The 15,775-nt window shown below is 69.1% G+C and carries 13 protein-coding genes and 1 riboswitch; of the genes, 6 read left to right on the forward strand and 7 right to left on the reverse strand.

Annotated features, from left to right (window positions below; all coding sequences use genetic code 11):
* Positions 1 to 8: 8 nt before the first annotated feature.
* Positions 9 to 1,631, reverse strand: a complete 1,623-nt coding sequence (locus K0H49_RS18735) for a 6-hydroxynicotinate reductase (protein WP_219215701.1) — start codon at positions 1,629 to 1,631, stop codon at positions 9 to 11.
* 342 nt (positions 1,632 to 1,973) lie between these two features.
* Between K0H49_RS18735 and K0H49_RS18740 the strand changes: the two genes are divergently transcribed.
* The 3 genes from K0H49_RS18740 to K0H49_RS18750 all read left to right on the forward strand — a co-directional run bounded on the left by K0H49_RS18740 (position 1,974) and on the right by K0H49_RS18750 (position 4,794).
* Complete coding sequence (locus tag K0H49_RS18740) at positions 1,974 to 2,747, forward strand: ferredoxin--NADP reductase (RefSeq protein ID WP_183029137.1); 774 nt, start codon at positions 1,974 to 1,976, stop codon at positions 2,745 to 2,747.
* A 149-nt stretch (positions 2,748 to 2,896) separates the two neighbouring features.
* Positions 2,897 to 3,661, forward strand: a complete 765-nt coding sequence (locus tag K0H49_RS18745; protein WP_219215703.1) for a TetR family transcriptional regulator — start codon at positions 2,897 to 2,899, stop codon at positions 3,659 to 3,661.
* Positions 3,607 to 4,794, forward strand: coding sequence for an amidohydrolase family protein (locus tag K0H49_RS18750; protein WP_219215705.1), 1,188 nt, complete (start codon positions 3,607 to 3,609; stop codon positions 4,792 to 4,794). The genes K0H49_RS18745 and K0H49_RS18750 overlap by 55 nt, the downstream gene beginning before the upstream one ends.
* Positions 4,795 to 4,798: 4 nt before the next feature.
* On the opposite strand, the gene K0H49_RS18755 is transcribed toward K0H49_RS18750, so the two are convergent.
* A complete protein-coding gene (locus K0H49_RS18755; RefSeq protein ID WP_219215706.1) occupies positions 4,799 to 5,617 on the reverse strand; it encodes a zinc ribbon domain-containing protein in 819 nt (272 codons plus the stop codon).
* A 308-nt stretch (positions 5,618 to 5,925) separates the two neighbouring features.
* On the opposite strand from K0H49_RS18755, the gene K0H49_RS18760 reads away from it, so the two are divergent.
* Positions 5,926 to 6,672, forward strand: a complete 747-nt coding sequence (locus K0H49_RS18760) for a sterol desaturase family protein (protein WP_219215708.1) — start codon at positions 5,926 to 5,928, stop codon at positions 6,670 to 6,672.
* A gap of 72 nt (positions 6,673 to 6,744) precedes the next feature.
* On the opposite strand, the gene K0H49_RS18765 is transcribed toward K0H49_RS18760, so the two are convergent.
* Positions 6,745 to 8,280 carry an MFS transporter gene (locus tag K0H49_RS18765; RefSeq protein WP_219215710.1) on the reverse strand — a complete coding sequence of 512 codons (1,536 nt, stop codon included), beginning with the start codon at positions 8,278 to 8,280 and terminating at the stop codon, positions 6,745 to 6,747.
* 145 nt (positions 8,281 to 8,425) lie between these two features.
* Between K0H49_RS18765 and K0H49_RS18770 the strand changes: the two genes are divergently transcribed.
* The gene (locus tag K0H49_RS18770; protein WP_219215712.1) at positions 8,426 to 9,340 is read left to right on the forward strand and encodes a LysR family transcriptional regulator; all 915 of its coding nucleotides are present in this window, start codon (positions 8,426 to 8,428) and stop codon (positions 9,338 to 9,340) included.
* A 36-nt stretch (positions 9,341 to 9,376) separates the two neighbouring features.
* On the opposite strand, the gene K0H49_RS18775 is transcribed toward K0H49_RS18770, so the two are convergent.
* Together K0H49_RS18775 and K0H49_RS18780 are read right to left on the reverse strand one after the other, a co-directional pair.
* Positions 9,377 to 9,790 carry a hypothetical protein gene (locus K0H49_RS18775; RefSeq protein ID WP_219215714.1) on the reverse strand — a complete coding sequence of 138 codons (414 nt, stop codon included), beginning with the start codon at positions 9,788 to 9,790 and terminating at the stop codon, positions 9,377 to 9,379.
* A 147-nt stretch (positions 9,791 to 9,937) separates the two neighbouring features.
* Positions 9,938 to 10,801: an oxidoreductase gene (locus K0H49_RS18780; RefSeq protein WP_257624995.1), complete on the reverse strand. Its 864-nt coding sequence runs from the start codon at positions 10,799 to 10,801 to the stop codon at positions 9,938 to 9,940.
* 123 nt (positions 10,802 to 10,924) lie between these two features.
* Here K0H49_RS18780 and K0H49_RS18785 point away from each other — a divergent pair, with 123 nt between their 5' ends.
* Positions 10,925 to 11,893, forward strand: coding sequence for a LysR family transcriptional regulator (locus K0H49_RS18785; protein ID WP_219215715.1), 969 nt, complete (start codon positions 10,925 to 10,927; stop codon positions 11,891 to 11,893).
* Positions 11,894 to 11,896: 3 nt separating this feature from the next.
* Here K0H49_RS18785 and K0H49_RS18790 read toward each other — a convergent pair whose 3' ends face one another.
* Both K0H49_RS18790 and metH read right to left on the reverse strand, forming a co-directional pair.
* Entirely contained in the window at positions 11,897 to 12,565 is a 669-nt protein-coding gene (locus K0H49_RS18790) for a glycine zipper 2TM domain-containing protein (protein WP_374122380.1), read from the reverse strand.
* Between the two features lie 151 nt (positions 12,566 to 12,716).
* Positions 12,717 to 15,479, reverse strand: coding sequence for a methionine synthase (gene metH / locus K0H49_RS18795; RefSeq protein ID WP_219215719.1), 2,763 nt, complete (start codon positions 15,477 to 15,479; stop codon positions 12,717 to 12,719).
* A 23-nt stretch (positions 15,480 to 15,502) separates the two neighbouring features.
* Positions 15,503 to 15,579, reverse strand: a riboswitch (S-adenosyl-L-homocysteine riboswitch).
* Positions 15,580 to 15,775 lie beyond the last annotated feature (196 nt).

A 15,775-nucleotide genomic window follows, 5' to 3' on the forward strand; every position in this document is an offset into this window, starting at 1 on the left:
GGCCGGCGTCAGCCCAGCATCGGGGGCTGGCCCAGCGGCCAGGGATTCGCATCGTCGATGCGCACCCACTGCCGCGCGGTCGGCGCACCGTCGTCCTGCCAGGCGCCGCGCGACAGCGCTTCCTGCAGCGGGAACACATGCTCGACGTGGCCGCCCAGCGCCGCGTAGTCTTCGAGCCGCATGCTGAATTCGATGGGTGCGACGATGGCCGGCGTGGGCACGGTGCCGAAGCTGTTGTCGGGCATGCGCATGACGTCGACCATCACCGTGATGCCGCCGCCCGGCCAGACATAGGCCGGCGCGCCGCCGCAGGTCACGTTGACCAGTGCGCGCTTGATGGCGCGCGTGAGCAGCACCGGGTTCTCGGTCACGCCGGCGCGCAGGCTGCCGCCCGCACCGCCGAGGAAGAGCACGGTGCACAGCGAGGGCTCGCAGTTCTCGCCGATGCGCTCGACGATGCGGCGCACCTCGGGCGGCATCGGCTGCTCGACGGGCTTGAGCGCCTCGTCGAGCACGTACCACTGGGCGTGCTCGCCGGTGGTCGAGGTCATGAGCAGGCGCAGGCCGGGCTTGGCCACGCCCTCTTCCCAGCCCTCGATGATCGCCAGCGGATCGGCGATGTCGGTGCCGCCCCAGCCGTCGCCGGGATTGGCCACCTGGAAGTAGCGCCCGGGCGTGGACTTGCGGCCCAGCATCTTGATGCCGGACTCGGGCATGTCGAGGCAGCGCCCGGCCTGGTGCTGCGTGAGCACGCCGGTGATGTGGTCGTCGACCACCACCACCTCGTCGGCCACGCCCGCGAACTGGCGCGCGAAGATGCCGACCGCAGCCGAGCCGCAGCCCACGCGCATGCGCTGCTCTTCCACGCCGTTGACGATCGGCGCCTTGCCGGCCTGGATCACGAGGCTGGAGCCGCCGTCGATGGTGCACTCGACCGGCTGCTTGTTGCCCAGCCGCTGCATCAGCTCGGCCGTCATCCGGCCTTCCTTCTTGCTGCCGCCGGTGAGGTGGTGCACGCCACCCAGCGACAGCATCTGCGAGCCGTACTCGGCCGTGGTGACGTGTCCCACGACCTCGCCCTTGTAGCGCACGTTGGCCTGCTCGGCGCCGAGGAAGCGGTCGGTGTCGATCTTCACCTTGAAGCTGCAGTAGCTGAAGATGCCCTCGGTCACGACCGTGACCATGTCGACGCCCTGCGCCTTCGAGCCGACGATGAAGGGCGCGGGCTTGTAGTCGGGGTAGGTGGTGGACGAACCGACGCCGGTCACGAAGACCTCGTCGGCATGCAGCAGGTCGCCGTTCCAGTCGGCCTCCACCGCATCGTCGCCTTCGGCCGCCGGTTCGGCGCCTTCGCGCGCGAAGGGCACCAGCGCGGGCGCGGGGCTCTGGAGTTCGCGCCGCAGCAGCACCACCGGGTCGACGCGCACCAGCACGCCGGCGCGGTTGGCATAGCGGTCGCAGGCGCCGGTGCGGCCCTCGGAGATCTGGCACAGCACCGGGCAGGCGTTGCACTCGACCTTGGCGACGCTCATTTTTTCGCTGCGCGGCGGCGCCTTGCCGAAGCCCGCGGTATCGGCGGCCGTGGGAACGTCCATGCCCGGCAGGCCATCTGTCTTGGTGTGTTCAGTCATCGTGGCATCTCTCTTGAAGCGTCCTGCAGCACGTGCAACAAACATGCCGGTTCCACGCTTGTGCGCAATTTGTCATTTGTGTAGCATCCACTCCACTTTCATGTGGTGTTCACTACATTGGACGCATGAAATGTACCGATCCGGCCCGATGCTTGCATGGGTGTTTTCCTAGGGTCCGTTCAAGCTGTTTCCGGGGATCGGCGACAGGTTGAACAGGCCTCGGGGCCCAGACTTGGTGCGCAGTGACCGACAATCGGGCGGAGCCCGCCGGTTGACGCTGCCAGCCAGGTACCGCAAGCCCTCGTCGCCTGCCATTTCGTCCACTTTTTTTCGAGTCATCCCATGAGTGCATTCAGCGAAGAACGCGTCCTCTCGGTTCACCACTGGACCGACCGCCTGTTCACCTTCACGACCACGCGCGACCCCGCGCTGCGCTTCTCCAACGGCCACTTCACCATGATCGGCCTCAAGGTGAACAACAAGCCGCTGCTGCGCGCCTACAGCATCGCCAGCGCCAACTACGAGGAGTACCTCGAGTTCCTGAGCATCAAGGTCGATGAAGGCCCGCTGACCTCGAAGCTGCAGCACATCCAGGTCGGCGACACGATCATCGTGGGCCGCAAGCCCACCGGCACGCTGCTGATCGACTACACGCTGCCGGGCAAGCGCCTGTACCTGTTCGGCACCGGCACCGGCCTGGCACCGTTCATGAGCATCATCCGCGACCCGGAAACCTACGAGAAATTCGAGAAGGTCATCCTGGTGCACGGCGTGCGCCAGGTCGACGAACTGGCCTACCACGACCTGGTGAGCGACCACCTGCCCAAGCACGAGATCCTGGGCGAGATGATCGAGAAGCAGCTGCTCTACTACCCGACCGTGACGCGCGAAGAGTTCCGCAACATGGGCCGGATCACCGAGCTGGTCGAGAGCGGCAAGCTCACCGACGACCTCGGCCTGCCGCCGATCAACGCCGCCGAAGACCGCGTGATGCTGTGCGGCAGCCCGGGCATGCTGGTCGACCTCAAGCACATGCTCGAGGGCCGCGGCTTCAAGGAAGGCAATACCAGCACGCCCGGCGACTTCGTCGTCGAACGCGCCTTCGCCGAGAAATAAACCCCATGCGGACAGCCGGACGCAGAGGACGCAAAGGATTCGCAGAGGACGCGAAAGGAAGACCGGAAGAATTTCTTCTGAATTCTTTCGCGCCTTCTGCGTAGTCTGCGCGCCCTCTGCGTCCGCTCTCCGCTCCCGCCTTCATCCGCATGTCCACCACCCGCAAGCCCGCCGCCAAGCCCCAGCGCAAGACCGGCGTGCGCGAAGCAGCGGCGCAGGCCACGCGCGACGCGATCCTCAAGGCGGCCACCAAGGTGTTCGCCCGCTACGGTTACGACGGCGGCAGCGTCGAGAAGATCTCGAAGGCCGCCAAGTCCTACGACCGGATGATCTATTACTACTTCGGCAGCAAGGAAGGCCTCTTCATTGCGGTGCTCGAAGGCATCTACCGGCGCATGGACGAGGCCGAGGCGGCGATCGACCTCGACACCTCGCGCCCGGTCGAGGCGCTGACGACGGTGATCCACTTCGTGCTGGGCTACTACCGCAAGAACCCCGAGTTCGTCACGCTGCTCAACACCGAGAACCTGCACAAGGGCCGGCACATCGCGAAGTCGCTGCGCGCCAGCGAGTACTCGTCGCGCGCGGTCACGATCGTGCGCGAACTGCTCGCCAGTGGTGCATCGCAGGGCCTGTTCCGCACCGACCTGGCGGCCCGCGACGTCTACCTGCTGATCGCGGCCACCGGCTACTTCTACACCTCGAACCGGCACACGCTGACGACCTTCCTCGGCGAACCGCTCGAGACGCCGGAGGCGGTCGCGCACTGGGAAGACTTCATCGTCGAGACCGTGCTGCGCACCGTGCGCGCCGACGAGAACGAGAACACAGAACCCACCCCACCCCACGAGGAACTGACATGGCAGAAATCGCAGCCGGCGCAAAGTCGGGCAAGGTCGTCATCAAGAACATAGGCTTGCTGCTCTCGGGCGACATCGACAAGCCCATCCTGGACGCCGACACCATCGTGGTGAACGACGGCCTGATCGTCGCGGTCGGCAAGGAGAAGGACTGCGACCTCGAGGGCGCGAAGACCGTCATCGACTGCCGCCAGACCACGGTCGCGCCGGGCCTGATCGACAGCCACGTGCACCCGGTGTTCGGCGACTGGACCCCACGCCAGAGCCAGCTCGGCTGGATCGACTCCTCGATGAACGGCGGCGTCACCACCATGATCTCGGCCGGCGAAGTGCACCTGCCGGGGCGCCCCAAGGACATCGTCGGCCTCAAGGCCCTGGCCATCACCGCGCAGCGCGCCTACGACAACTTCCGCCCCAGCGGCGTGAAGGTGCTGGCCGGCGCGCCCGTGATCGAGAAGGGCATGGTCGAGAGCGACTTCAAGGAACTGGCCGAGGCCGGCGTGAGCCTGCTGGGCGAAGTCGGCCTGGGCACGGTCAAGGCCGGCTACGAGGCCAAGGAGATGGTCGCCTGGGCGCGCAAGTACGGCATCCAGAGCACCATCCACACGGGCGGTCCCTCGGTGCCGGGCTCGGGCTACATCGACAAGGACGTGGTGCTCGAGGCCGACGCCGACGTGATCGGCCACATCAACGGCGGCCACACCTCGCTGCCGGAAGCGCACGTGTGCGAGCTGTGCGAGAAGTCCTCGCGCGCGATCGAGATCGTGCACAACGGCAACGAGAAGACGGCCATCGCCGCGGCCCGCGCCGCGATCGAGCTCAAGTGCCCGCACCGCGTGATCCTGGGCACCGACGGTCCGGCCGGCTCGGGCGTGCAGCCGCTGGGCATCCTGCGCATGGTGTCCTTCATCTCGGCCTTCGCCAACATCCCGGCCGAGCAGGTGTTCTGCTTCGCGACCGGCAACACCGCGCGCATCCGCAACCTCAACTGCGGCCTGATCGAGGTGGGCCGCGACGCCGACTTCGTGTTCATGGACCGCGCCCAGCATTCGCCCGCGCCCGGCCTGCTCGAGAGCGTGGCGCTGGGCGACATCCCGGGCGTGGGCATGGTGATGATCGACGGCATCGTGCGCAGCGGCCGCAGCCGCAACACGCCGCCGGCGACCGAAGTGCCGGTGGTGCTCTGAGGCCCTAGCGCCCGCGCGCGCCGGGCGTCGAGAAATCGTAGTGCGGGCCCGGCCCGTCCACCACGGGCGGCCCCGGATCGGCCGGCCGTGCCGTGCCGCGCACACCGGCGGGAACGGTGGCGTCGCCCACGGCGGGCCCGGGGCCCGGCACGATTGGCGGCCCGTCGTCGCGGTAGGTCGGCGACGAAGTCACCGCGGGCGGCCGCGAGGGCTCGACCCAGGCGCCGGCGGAGGCTTCACCCCCTGGCGCCACCGCATCGACCGGTGCCGGCCGGGAGCGCGCACGCGCGGCACGCCGCTGCTGCGCGGCCGTGGGCGGCGTGTAGGGGAACACGTCGGACGGCGCGACCGCAGCGCCGGCAGTCGCGGGCCGGGCCGCCGGGGGCGGTGAAGGCGATGGCGCCGGCGCGGTGGCAACCGGCGGCGGCGGCGATGCGGGTGGCGATGCGGGTGGCGATGGTATCGCCGGCACCTCGGGGACCGCGGCGCTCTGGCCGGTCGGCAGTTGCTGCGGCACCTTGCTGTCCGTCAGCATGTAGAGCGCCCAGCCCATGAAGCCGAGCAGGACCACCAGGCCACCGATGCAGAGCTTGACCCAGATTGCCCCGGTGTCGGCGGCCGCCGATGCGTCCAACGCGGCCGGCCGCGACGGCACGGCGTGCGACGCATCGTGCGGACCGTCGGGCGGCACGGGCGCGGCGGCGGCACCGATCGAGGGCTCGGCGCCCAGCCGGGCGTCGCACGCCACGCAGAAGCGGGCGTTGGCAGGGTTCTTCCGGCCGCAAGCCGCGCAAACGGTCGTCGAGGACGTGGTGTTGAACATAGCACTGCACTTTGCACGAAAGCGCCCGCCGGGAGTGCCGGCGGGTATCGGCAGCAGGTTTCCACATGTTGCCGCGCTCCGAAGAGGAGCTGTCGCTGTGCCCGTCGTGCCATGGCGACCGCCGTCACCTCCGGCTAAGATCGCTCGCCGCGAAGGCAGCCCCACCGCCGGTCCATCGACAAATGGCACGGGAGTTGCGATGTGCCTGCGGTGCGACCTTGGCCCCTGCCGCCTGCGGGTGTGGAGGGGGGTCGGGGCCGTTCCACTGTCGATTGCACGGAAACTCATCACCAAGCGGGGTGTCGGTCGTGTCGATATTCGTTACCAACCCGTTCCTGTTCTACGGGATCCTGTTCATCGGCCTGATCCTGAGCTTCGGCTTCGTGGAGTTGCGCTGGGGGGCGCGGCCCATGCCACGGCGCGCCATCGTGCTGCGCGACGTGCTCGCCGCCCTGTTCTATGTCGCCGTCGTGGCGCAGGCGGCGCATTTCCTCAATCGGTGGATCGGCCTGCGCGGACCCTGGCCCGCCTTGCTGGGCGAATGGCCGCTGTGGGCGCGGCTGCTGCTGTACCTGGTCGTGGCGGATTTCGGTGCCTACTGGATGCACCGGCTGGTCCACCTCCCCTGGCTCTGGCGGGTGCACCGCTGGCATCACATGCCGGACCGCGTGTACTGGCTGTCCGGCACCCGCGGTTCGATCCTGCAGCAGACGCTGTTCAACCTGCCCTACATCTTTGCCAGCCCCTTGATCGACGTCTCGCCCTGGTGGATCGCGAGCGGCCTGCTCGTCATGAACGCGTTGACGAACTCCTGGATGCACATGAACGTGCGCTGGCAGCTGGGCGCGCTCGACTGGCTGATCGTCACGCCGCGCAGCCACGAGATCCACCACAGCAAGCAGCCGGCGCACTACCAGCGCAATTTCGGCGTGCTGTTGTCCGTGTGGGACAGGATGTTCGGCACGTTCCGCTCGCCCAAGGAGATCGACGCATCGACGCTCGAATTCGGCGTGGCCGAGAAGGTCCCGCTGGCCCGCCTGACGATCGGACTCTGAGCGCTGCAGCCCGGCCACACGGGGCACGTTCCTCGTGTCGCGCACGATTCATCCCGTCGACCACCAAGGGGGTCAGGCGGTAGATGCCGAGGCCGCGGCCGCGCACGGCTGCTGCTCGTCCCGCAGGAAGGCGAACACCGCCAGCGCCGTCAACACGGTCACCGCCGCCAGCACGCACAGCAGCGTCGCGAAGGCCGCACCGTAGGCCTGCAGCAGCTCGGCACGGCCCAGCCCCGGCAACAGCGCCAGGGCCTGCGACAGGTCGCCGGTGGTCACGCGCTGCGCGGCCTGCGAGGCGGCTTGCGCGGCATGTCCCGGTACATGGCCCAGCTGCCGCGCCACCAGCGCCGTCAGCCCCGCGCCGACCAGCGCCAGCGCGATGCCCTCCCCCGCCACGCGCACGGTGTTGAAGATGCCCGAGGCCATGCCCGCGCGTTCACGCGGCACCACGCTCACGGCCAGGCCGTCCATCAGGCCCCAGGGCAGGCCGATGCCCGCGCCGATCAGCAGCAGCGGCCCCACCATGCCCTGCAGCGGCGTGCCGGGCGCACAACGGCTGAGCCAGAACAGGCCGGCCGCGCACATCAGCAGACCCAGCGCCGACAGCACGCCGGCCGAATGGCGCTGCGCGAGCCAGGCCGCCAGCGTCGGCACCACCAGGATCGGCCCCGACAGCGCGAACATGAAGCCGCCTGCCTCCAGCGCGCTGCGCCCTTCGAGCCCGATGAAGCGCAGCGGCAGCAGCACCAGCAGCACCACGAAGCCGTAGGCCGGCGCCGCCGCCAGCAGCTGCACGCCGACGAAACGTGGAAAACGGAACAGCGAAAGGTCGAGCATCGGATGCGCGACGCGCCGCTCGATGGCGACGAAGGCTGCGCCCGTCAGCGCCGCAGCGGCCAGCGCGCTCAGCACCCACGGGCTGCCCCAGCCGCTGTCGGGCGCCTGCAGCACGCCCAAGGTGAGCAGGCTCAGCGCGGCAGTGAAGCTCAAAGCGCCGGGCAGGTCCAGCCCCTGGGCCTGCGGGTTGCGCGATTCGCGCATGCCGGGCGCGGCGATGCACAGCGCCAGCAAGCTGACCGCGCCCGGGCTCAGCATCACCGCCTGCCAGCCGAAGGTCTGGGCCAGCCAGCCCGAGAGGATGGAGCCGCAGGACAGCCCCACGCCGAAGGAGGTGCCGATCAGGCTGAAGGCCCGCGTGCGTGCCGGCCCGTCGAACACCTGCGCCAGCGCGGCCGTGCCGGCCGCGAAGCCGGCCGCCGAACCCAGCCCCTGCAGCGCGCGCACCAGGTCGAAGGCCACGATGCCCGGTGCCCAGGTCAGCATCGAACAGCTCAGCGCCACCACCGCCAGCCCGAGCAGGAAGACCCGCTTGCGCCCGAAGGCGTCGGCCAGCGCGCCGGCCGCCAGCAGGGTGGCGCCGAAGCTCAGCATGAAGGCGTTGGTGACCCAGTTGAGCTGCACCGGGCTGCCGCCCAGCGCGGCGTGGATGGCGGGCAGCACGACGGCCGGGCCGGTGAAGCTCAGCGGCATGCCCAGCGCGGCGAGGCAGACGGCGGCCAGCAGCCAGTTCCTGGCGGCGGAAGAGGAGGAGGAAGAAGGGGCAGACATCGCTGAGCTTTCACGCGGGGACGGAATGACGGACCGAAAACGCCCGACCGGGGCGTGGGGAGAAGATAGAAAGGATTCAATGCAATGAAAATAGCGGCCCGATTCCTCACACCCCCAACCTCAGGTTGCCAATCCTCTCGCACCCATGGACAGCTTCAGCGGACTCGAATCCTTCGTGCGGGCGGCCGACCTGCTGAGCTTCGCGGGCGCCGGCCGGCAGCTGGGCATCTCGGCCTCGGCCGTGGGCAAGAACGTGGCGCGGCTCGAGACGCAGCTGGGCCTGCGCCTGTTCCACCGCACCACGCGCCAGGTGCGGCTCACGACCGAAGGCGCGCTGTTCCATGAACGCTGCCGCCGCATCCTCGACGAGCTCGACGATGCGCACGCGATGATGCAGGACGCGGTCGCCACACCGCGCGGCCACCTGCGCGTGAGCCTGCCGACCATCGGCTACCGCTTCCTGCTGCCGGTGCTGCCGGAGTTCAAGGCGCGCTATCCGGCGATCGAGCTCGACCTCGACTTCAACGACCGGCTGGTCGACGTGATCGCCGAGAACGTCGACGTGGCGATCCGCAGCGGCGAGCTGGTCGACTCCGGCCTGGTGGCGCGCCGGCTCGGCCCCTTCAACTTCGTGCTGGTGGCCTCGCCCGCCTACCTGGCGCGCGCCGGCGTGCCGCAGACGCCGGCCGACCTCGCGCATCACTTCTGCCTGCGCTACAAGTTCGTGACCGACGGCCGGATCGAGGAATGGGACCTGGCCGGCCTGCCCGCGCAGTTGCCGCTGTGCCTGGCGACCAACAACATGGAAGCCATGCTCGGCGCGGCCGTGGCCGGCCTGGGTGTGGCCTACATGCCCGACTTCCTCGCGCGCGATGCGCTGGGCCGTGGCGAGCTGCAGTGCGTGCTGGGCCCGCACGTGGTGCGCCAGGGCCAGTTCTCGGCGCTCTGGGCGTCGAGCCGGCAGCTGTCGCCCAAGGTGCGGGCCTTCGTCGACTTCGCGTGCGAGCGGCTGTTCAACGACGCCGATGCGACCGCACCGAGGATGCGGGCCGCAGGATAGCCGGCCGCCGGCTCGGCAGGGCGGTCCCTGGGCCGGTCACTTGCTGTAGAAGGTCAGGTACTGTTGGTAGTACGTCTTGAGTTTGGCATCGGTCGTGTTGTTCACCGCGCATTGGTAGAAGGGCTTGCCGACCGTGTTGAACGAGTAGTTCGCATCGGGCTCGTTGCACGTCGTCGCCTTCATGTAAGCCTTCTGCTGCGTGATGCAGGGGCCGTTGCTGACCTCGATGGTCTTCGTCCCCGGCACGCCCTGGCAGCTGTATTGGTAGGAGACTTTCGAATAGCCCAGCGCATCCGTTCCCGCGCCGGAACCGGAGCCGGAGCTGCTGGAGCCGCCCGAGGGCGTGCTGCTGTCGCTGTCGTCGGAGCCCCCGCCGCCACAGGCCGCCAGCGCCAACACGCTGCATGCCAGGAAAGACACCGTCAAAAACCGCTTGGCCGAATCGTTCATTGCATCCCCGATGAGTTGATTGATGTGGGGCAAAGTATTTGCAACGACGACGCCGTTCGCAATGATGCAAATGCACCATTGGGCGAGGGTGAGGCGGACCGCGGCCGGCGTGACGATGTGCGATCCGCGGAACAGCCCGGTGCCTCCTCAGGCCGGCGCGTAGTCGGTCGATGCCGCCACCGTGGCCCACTCGGCGGTCTCGCGCTCGAGGTAGGCGATCTTGTCGCCGATGACCTTGAGCGTGTCGGTGCCCAGCGGCAGGCGCATCGGCGGCTTGGGCGAGCCGACCAGCGCCAGCACGGCCTGCGCCAGCTTCTGCGGATCGCCCGGCTGGTTCAGGCTGATCGCGCGCGCGGCCACGCGCACCTGGCCCGCCGTGCCTTCGTAGTCCGCGATCAGGCGCGGCGAGACGGTGAGCGAATTGCCCTCGAGAAACTCGGTGCGGAAGTAGCCCGGCTCCACCGCCGTGACGTGGATGCCCAGCGGCGCCAGCTCCTTGTGCAGCGCCTCGGTCAGCCCCTCGACCGCGAACTTGGTCGAGCAGTAGATGCCGAAGCCCGGGCCCGACTGGTGGCCGCCGAGCGAGGACAGGTTGAGCACGTGCCCGCGCCGCTGCGCGCGCATCGACGGCAGCACGGCACGCGTCACGTTCAGCAGGCCGAACACGTTGGTCTCGTAGAGCTTGCGCACCTCGTCGGCCGTGGCCTCCTCGACCGCGCCCAGCAGGCCGAAGCCGGCGTTGTTGACCAGCACGTCGATGCGGCCGAAGCGCGCCAGCGCGGCCTCGACGGCCTGCGCGATCTGCGCCTCGTCGGTGACGTCGAGCGACACGCCCAGGAGCCCCGGATGGTCGCCGAAGCGCTGGGCGACGGAGGCCGCGTCGCGCGCCGTCGCGACCACGGCGTCGCCATGGGCGAGCGCGGCTTCGGCCATGCGGGCGCCGAGGCCGCGAGAGGCGCCGGTGATCATCCAGACGCGTGGGAATTCGGTGGTGGTGGTGGTGGCAGTCATGTCGGTTTCCTTCGATGCAGAGGTGGAAGAACGTTGCAGTGAGGCCAATGTAGGTTTTGGAACCGCATCCGAATAGCCCACATTCACACGCTTCATTCACAAGGCAATCGTGATAATCGAGCGATGGCCTTCAACGAACTGCGCGCGATCTCCACCTTCATCCAGGCCGCCGAGCTGGGCAGCCTGCGCCAGGCCGCCGCCGCGCAGGCGATCACGCCGCAGGCCGCGAGCCAGGCGCTGGCGCAGCTCGAATCGCACCTGGGCGTGCGGCTGTTCCACCGCACCACGCGCAAGCTGAGCCTGACCGAGGAAGGCAGCCAGTTCCTCGAAGCCGCGCAGCCCGGCCTGAGCACGCTGCAGCGCGCGCTGCAGGGCGCACGCCGCGGGCGCGAGGAGATCGCCGGCCCGCTGCGCATCGTGGCGCCGCGCGCGACCATGCTGCGCATCCTGTGGCCGGTGCTCGAGGAATTCTGCCGGCGGCATCCGCAGATCGAGCCCGACGTGCAGCTCGACGACCGCGTCGGCAACTGGGTCGAGGAGCGGGTCGACATCGGCTTTCGCGTGGGCAGCGCGCCGCAGGACGGACTGATCGCGCGCCGCCTCATGCCCGTGCAGCTGGTGGTGTGCGCCGCGCCGGCCTACCTGGCGCGCTTCGGCACGCCGACGCACATCGACGACCTCGCCAGGCACCGCTGCAGCGGCTTCAGGCATCCGGCCACGGGCAAGGTGATGCCCTGGGAATTCAAGGTCGGCGAGGAGATCGTGTCGCGCGCCATCGCGCCGGTGTTCTGCACCAACGACATCGACCTGGAGGCCCAGGCCGTGGTGGCCGGGGAAGCGGTCGGCCAGCTGGTGGGCGCGACCGCGGCACCGCTGATCCGCTCAGGCCAGGTGCTGCCGCTGCTGACCGAACACGTCACCAACCATCTGGGGCTCTACGTCTACTACGGCAGCCGCGTGGCCCAACCAGCGCGGGTGCGGGCCTTCATCGACCTAGCGGCGGCGCAGCTGAGCGACAACGAGGATTTCGTGCTCACGCCGCGCGACCTGGCGAAGGCGCCGCGGCGGCGCAAGGCAGCGGCACGTCGCTGAGGCTCAGGTGCGCCCATCCGCCGGGCGCAGCACCTGGCCCTTGAGCGTGACCGGCTTGCCGATGGGCGGCGCGGTACGCGTCTCGACCGTGCGCAGCGAACCGTTGTCCATGCGCACGCGCACCTGGTAGAAGGTCTCGGTGCGGACGCGCTTCTCGACCACGTTGCCCGCATAGCCGCCGCCGACCGCGCCGATCACCGTGGCAGCGGTGCGTCCGCCGCCATGGCCGAACTGGTTGCCGATCACGCCGCCCAGCACGCCGCCGGCCACCGCACCGACGCCGGTCGCGGGCGCCGCGCGCTTCACGACCTGGACCGACTCGACGCGACCGCAGACGGTGCAGACCGGCGCGGCGCGGCGCACGGGCGCAGGCGCGGCGGCATTGCCGACCGCCGGAGGTGGCATCACGGCCTGGGCCACGGGGGCAGGCGCGGGCAGCGGCGCGGGTACGGGCGCGCGGGCCGGTTCAGGCGCCATCGCAGCCATGGGGGGCGTCCCCCCGTCGGCGGGGCCTTGCGGGGGCTGCGAGGGGGCCACGGCGGCCGGTGGCGGGGCGGAGGCAATCGAAGAGGCGCCGCCGCGCTGGTACAGCAGCGTGCCGCCGAGCGCCACCACGGCAACGGCCAGGGCGCCGATCACGCCCCACAGCGCCTTGGGCGCGCCGGGACGCACGGGTGTCTCCGGGGAGGATGGGGAAGAAGAAAAGCTGTCCATCACTTGTGTCCTTTGGCTGCACGCCGCCAACGGCGCGACAGCGCCAGCATGGACGCCCCCGCACGCGTGCCGCGTCAGCCGGGGCTTGCAAGCCCCGTCGGAACAAGGCTCAGAGGTTGGGCGCGAGCAGCCGCTCGAGCTCGCTCTCGGGCTGGCCGCGGCGCGCGGCCTGGTCGGCCAGCTGGTCGTGGCCGATCTTGCCGACGTTGAAGTAGACCGCCTGCGGATGGCTCAGCTGGAAGCCGCTGACGCTGGCGGCCGGCGTCATCGCCAGGCTCTCGGTCAGCGTCATGCCGATGTCGGCGCACTGCATCACCTCGAACATCGCGCGCTTGACGCTGTGGTCCGGGCAGGCCGGGTAGCCCGGCGCGGGGCGGATGCCGCGGTACTTCTCGGCGATCATGTCCTCGTTGCTCAGCGCCTCGTCGGCCGCATAGCCCCAGAGGTCGGTGCGCACGCGGTGGTGCAGCGATTCGGCGAAGGCCTCGGCCAGCCGGTCGGCCAGGGCCTTGAGCATGATGGCCGAGTAGTCGTCGAGGTCGTCGACGAAGTACTTCTCCTTCTTCTCCACGCCCAGGCCCGCGGTCACGGCGAACATGCCGACATAGTCCTTCAGGCCGCTGTCCTTGGGCGCGACGAAGTCGGCCAGGCAGCGGCTCGGGCGCATCACGCCTTCGATCACCTGCTTCTCGGTCTGCTGGCGCATGCCGTACCAGGTGAGCGCGACTTCGCTGCGGGTCTCGTCGGTGTAGAGCTCGATGTCGTCGTCGTTGACGGTGTTGGCCGGCCAGAAGCCGACGATGCCGCTCGCGCTGAGCCAGCGGCCCTCGATGAGGCGCTTCAACATGCGTTGGCCATCCGCATAGACGCGCACGGCCTCGGTGCCGACGATCTCGTCCTTGAGGATCGCGGGGAAGGGCCCGGCCAGGTCCCAGGTCTGGAAGAAGGGGCCCCAGTCGATGTACTTCGCGAGCTCGGTCAGGTCGTAGTTCTTGAAGATGCGCCGGCCGATGAACTTGGGCACGGGCGGCGTGTAGTTCGACCAGTCGATCGGCGTCTTGTTGGCCCGCACCTTGGCCAGCGGCCACAGCGGCACCTGCTTCTTGTTGGCGTGCTGGTGGCGCACCTTGTCGTAGTCGGCGTTGAGCTCGTCGATGTACTTCGTCGCCTGGTCGGACAGCAGCGACTGCGCCACGCTCACGCTGCGCGAGGCGTCGGGCACGTAGACGACAGGGCCTTCGTAGTGCGGCGCGATCTTCACCGCCGTGTGCACGCGGCTGGTGGTGGCGCCGCCGATCATCAGCGGGATCTTCTTGATGCGGAAATGGTCGTCGCGCTGCATCTCGCCGGCCACGTACTGCATCTCTTCCAGGCTCGGCGTGATCAGGCCCGACAGGCCCACGATGTCCGCGCCCTCGACCTTGGCGCGCGCCAGGATCTCGTGGCACGGGACCATCACGCCCATGTTCACCACTTCGAAGTTGTTGCACTGGAGCACGACGGTGACGATGTTCTTGCCGATGTCGTGCACGTCGCCCTTGACGGTGGCGATGATGATCTTGCCCTTGGTGCGCACGTCGCGGCCGGCGGCCTCGTCGCGCAGTTTCTCTTCCTCGATGTAGGGCAGCAGGTGAGCCACGGCCTGCTTCATCACGCGGGCCGACTTGACCACCTGCGGCAGGAACATCTTGCCGGCGCCGAACAGGTCGCCGACCACGTTCATGCCGTCCATCAGCGGCCCTTCGATCACATGCAGCGGGCGGCCGCCCTTGGCCAGGATCTCGCGGTAGGCCTCCTCGGTGTCCTCGACGATGAAGTCGGTGATGCCGTGCACCAGCGCATGGCTCAGGCGCGCGCCGACCGTGACCGGCGCCTCGGGCGTGCCGCGCCAGTCGTTGCGCTTGCTCTCGTCCTTGGCGCCGCTCTTGGCGGTTTCGGCGACTTCGACCAGGCGCTCGCCGGCGTCGGGGCGGCGGTTGAGGATCACGTCCTCCACGCGCTCGCGCAGCACCGGTTCGAGGTCGTCGTAGACGCCGACCATGCCGGCGTTGACGATGCCCATGTCCATGCCGGCCTTGATCGCGTGGTACAGGAACACGGTGTGGATGGCTTCGCGCACCGGGTCGTTGCCGCGGAAGCTGAAGCTCACGTTCGACACCCCGCCCGAGACCTTGGCGCCGGGCAGGTTCTGCTTGATCCAGCGCGTGGCCTCGATGAAGTCGACCGCGTAGTTGTTGTGCTCCTCGATGCCGGTGGCGACCGCGAAGATGTTGGGGTCGAAGATGATGTCCTCGGCCGGGAAGTCGATCTCGTCGACCAGGATGCGGTAGGCGCGCTCGCAGATCTCGATCTTGCGTTCGTAGGTGTCGGCCTGGCCCTTCTCGTCGAAGGCCATCACGACCGCGGCGGCACCGTAGCGGCGCAGCAGCTTGGCATGGTGGCGGAACTGGTCCTCGCCCTCCTTCATGCTGATCGAGTTGACGATGCCCTTGCCCTGGATGCAGCGCAGGCCGGCCTCGATCACCTCCCACTTGGAGCTGTCGACCATGATCGGCACGCGCGCGATGTCGGGCTCCGAGGCGATCAGGTTGAGGAAGCGCACCATCGCGGCCTTGCTGTCGAGCATGGCCTCGTCCATGTTGATGTCGATCACCTGCGCGCCGTTCTCGACCTGCTGGCGCGCGACCGCCAGGGCCTCCTCGAACTGGCCGTTGAGGATCATCCGCGCGAAGGCCTTGGAGCCGGTGACGTTGGTGCGCTCGCCGATGTTGACGAACAGCGTGCCGTCGCCGATCAGCACGGGCTCGAGGCCCGACAGCTTCATCGGGGGAACGGTTTCGGCGGTAGCGACGGACGGGGAAGGAACGGACATGGAACTCACCTGGATGCACAAGGTTCAGGTGAGCGTCGTTGCGGGGACAGACCCGAGCCTGGCGGGGCTGTGAAGCCGGCCGCTGCAACGCTCCTCGGGGGTGGGGATTTTAGGCGGGATTCCGGGTGTGAGGCAGATGAGGGGCTTGCAGCGGGGGCCTTCTTTCCCCTCTCCCTCTGGGAGAGGGGAGGGTGAGGGCATGGGCGGTGGCTTGGGGTGCATCGGTCGAGGGGCGTCGGCGGACGGCATGCCTTGGGGCGGCAGACGCCTGCGGTCCTTCGGACTTCGCTGCTGCG

The sequence above is a fragment of the Variovorax boronicumulans genome, from assembly GCF_019352895.1.
In the GTDB taxonomy this organism is placed as follows: domain Bacteria; phylum Pseudomonadota; class Gammaproteobacteria; order Burkholderiales; family Burkholderiaceae_C; genus Variovorax; species Variovorax boronicumulans_A.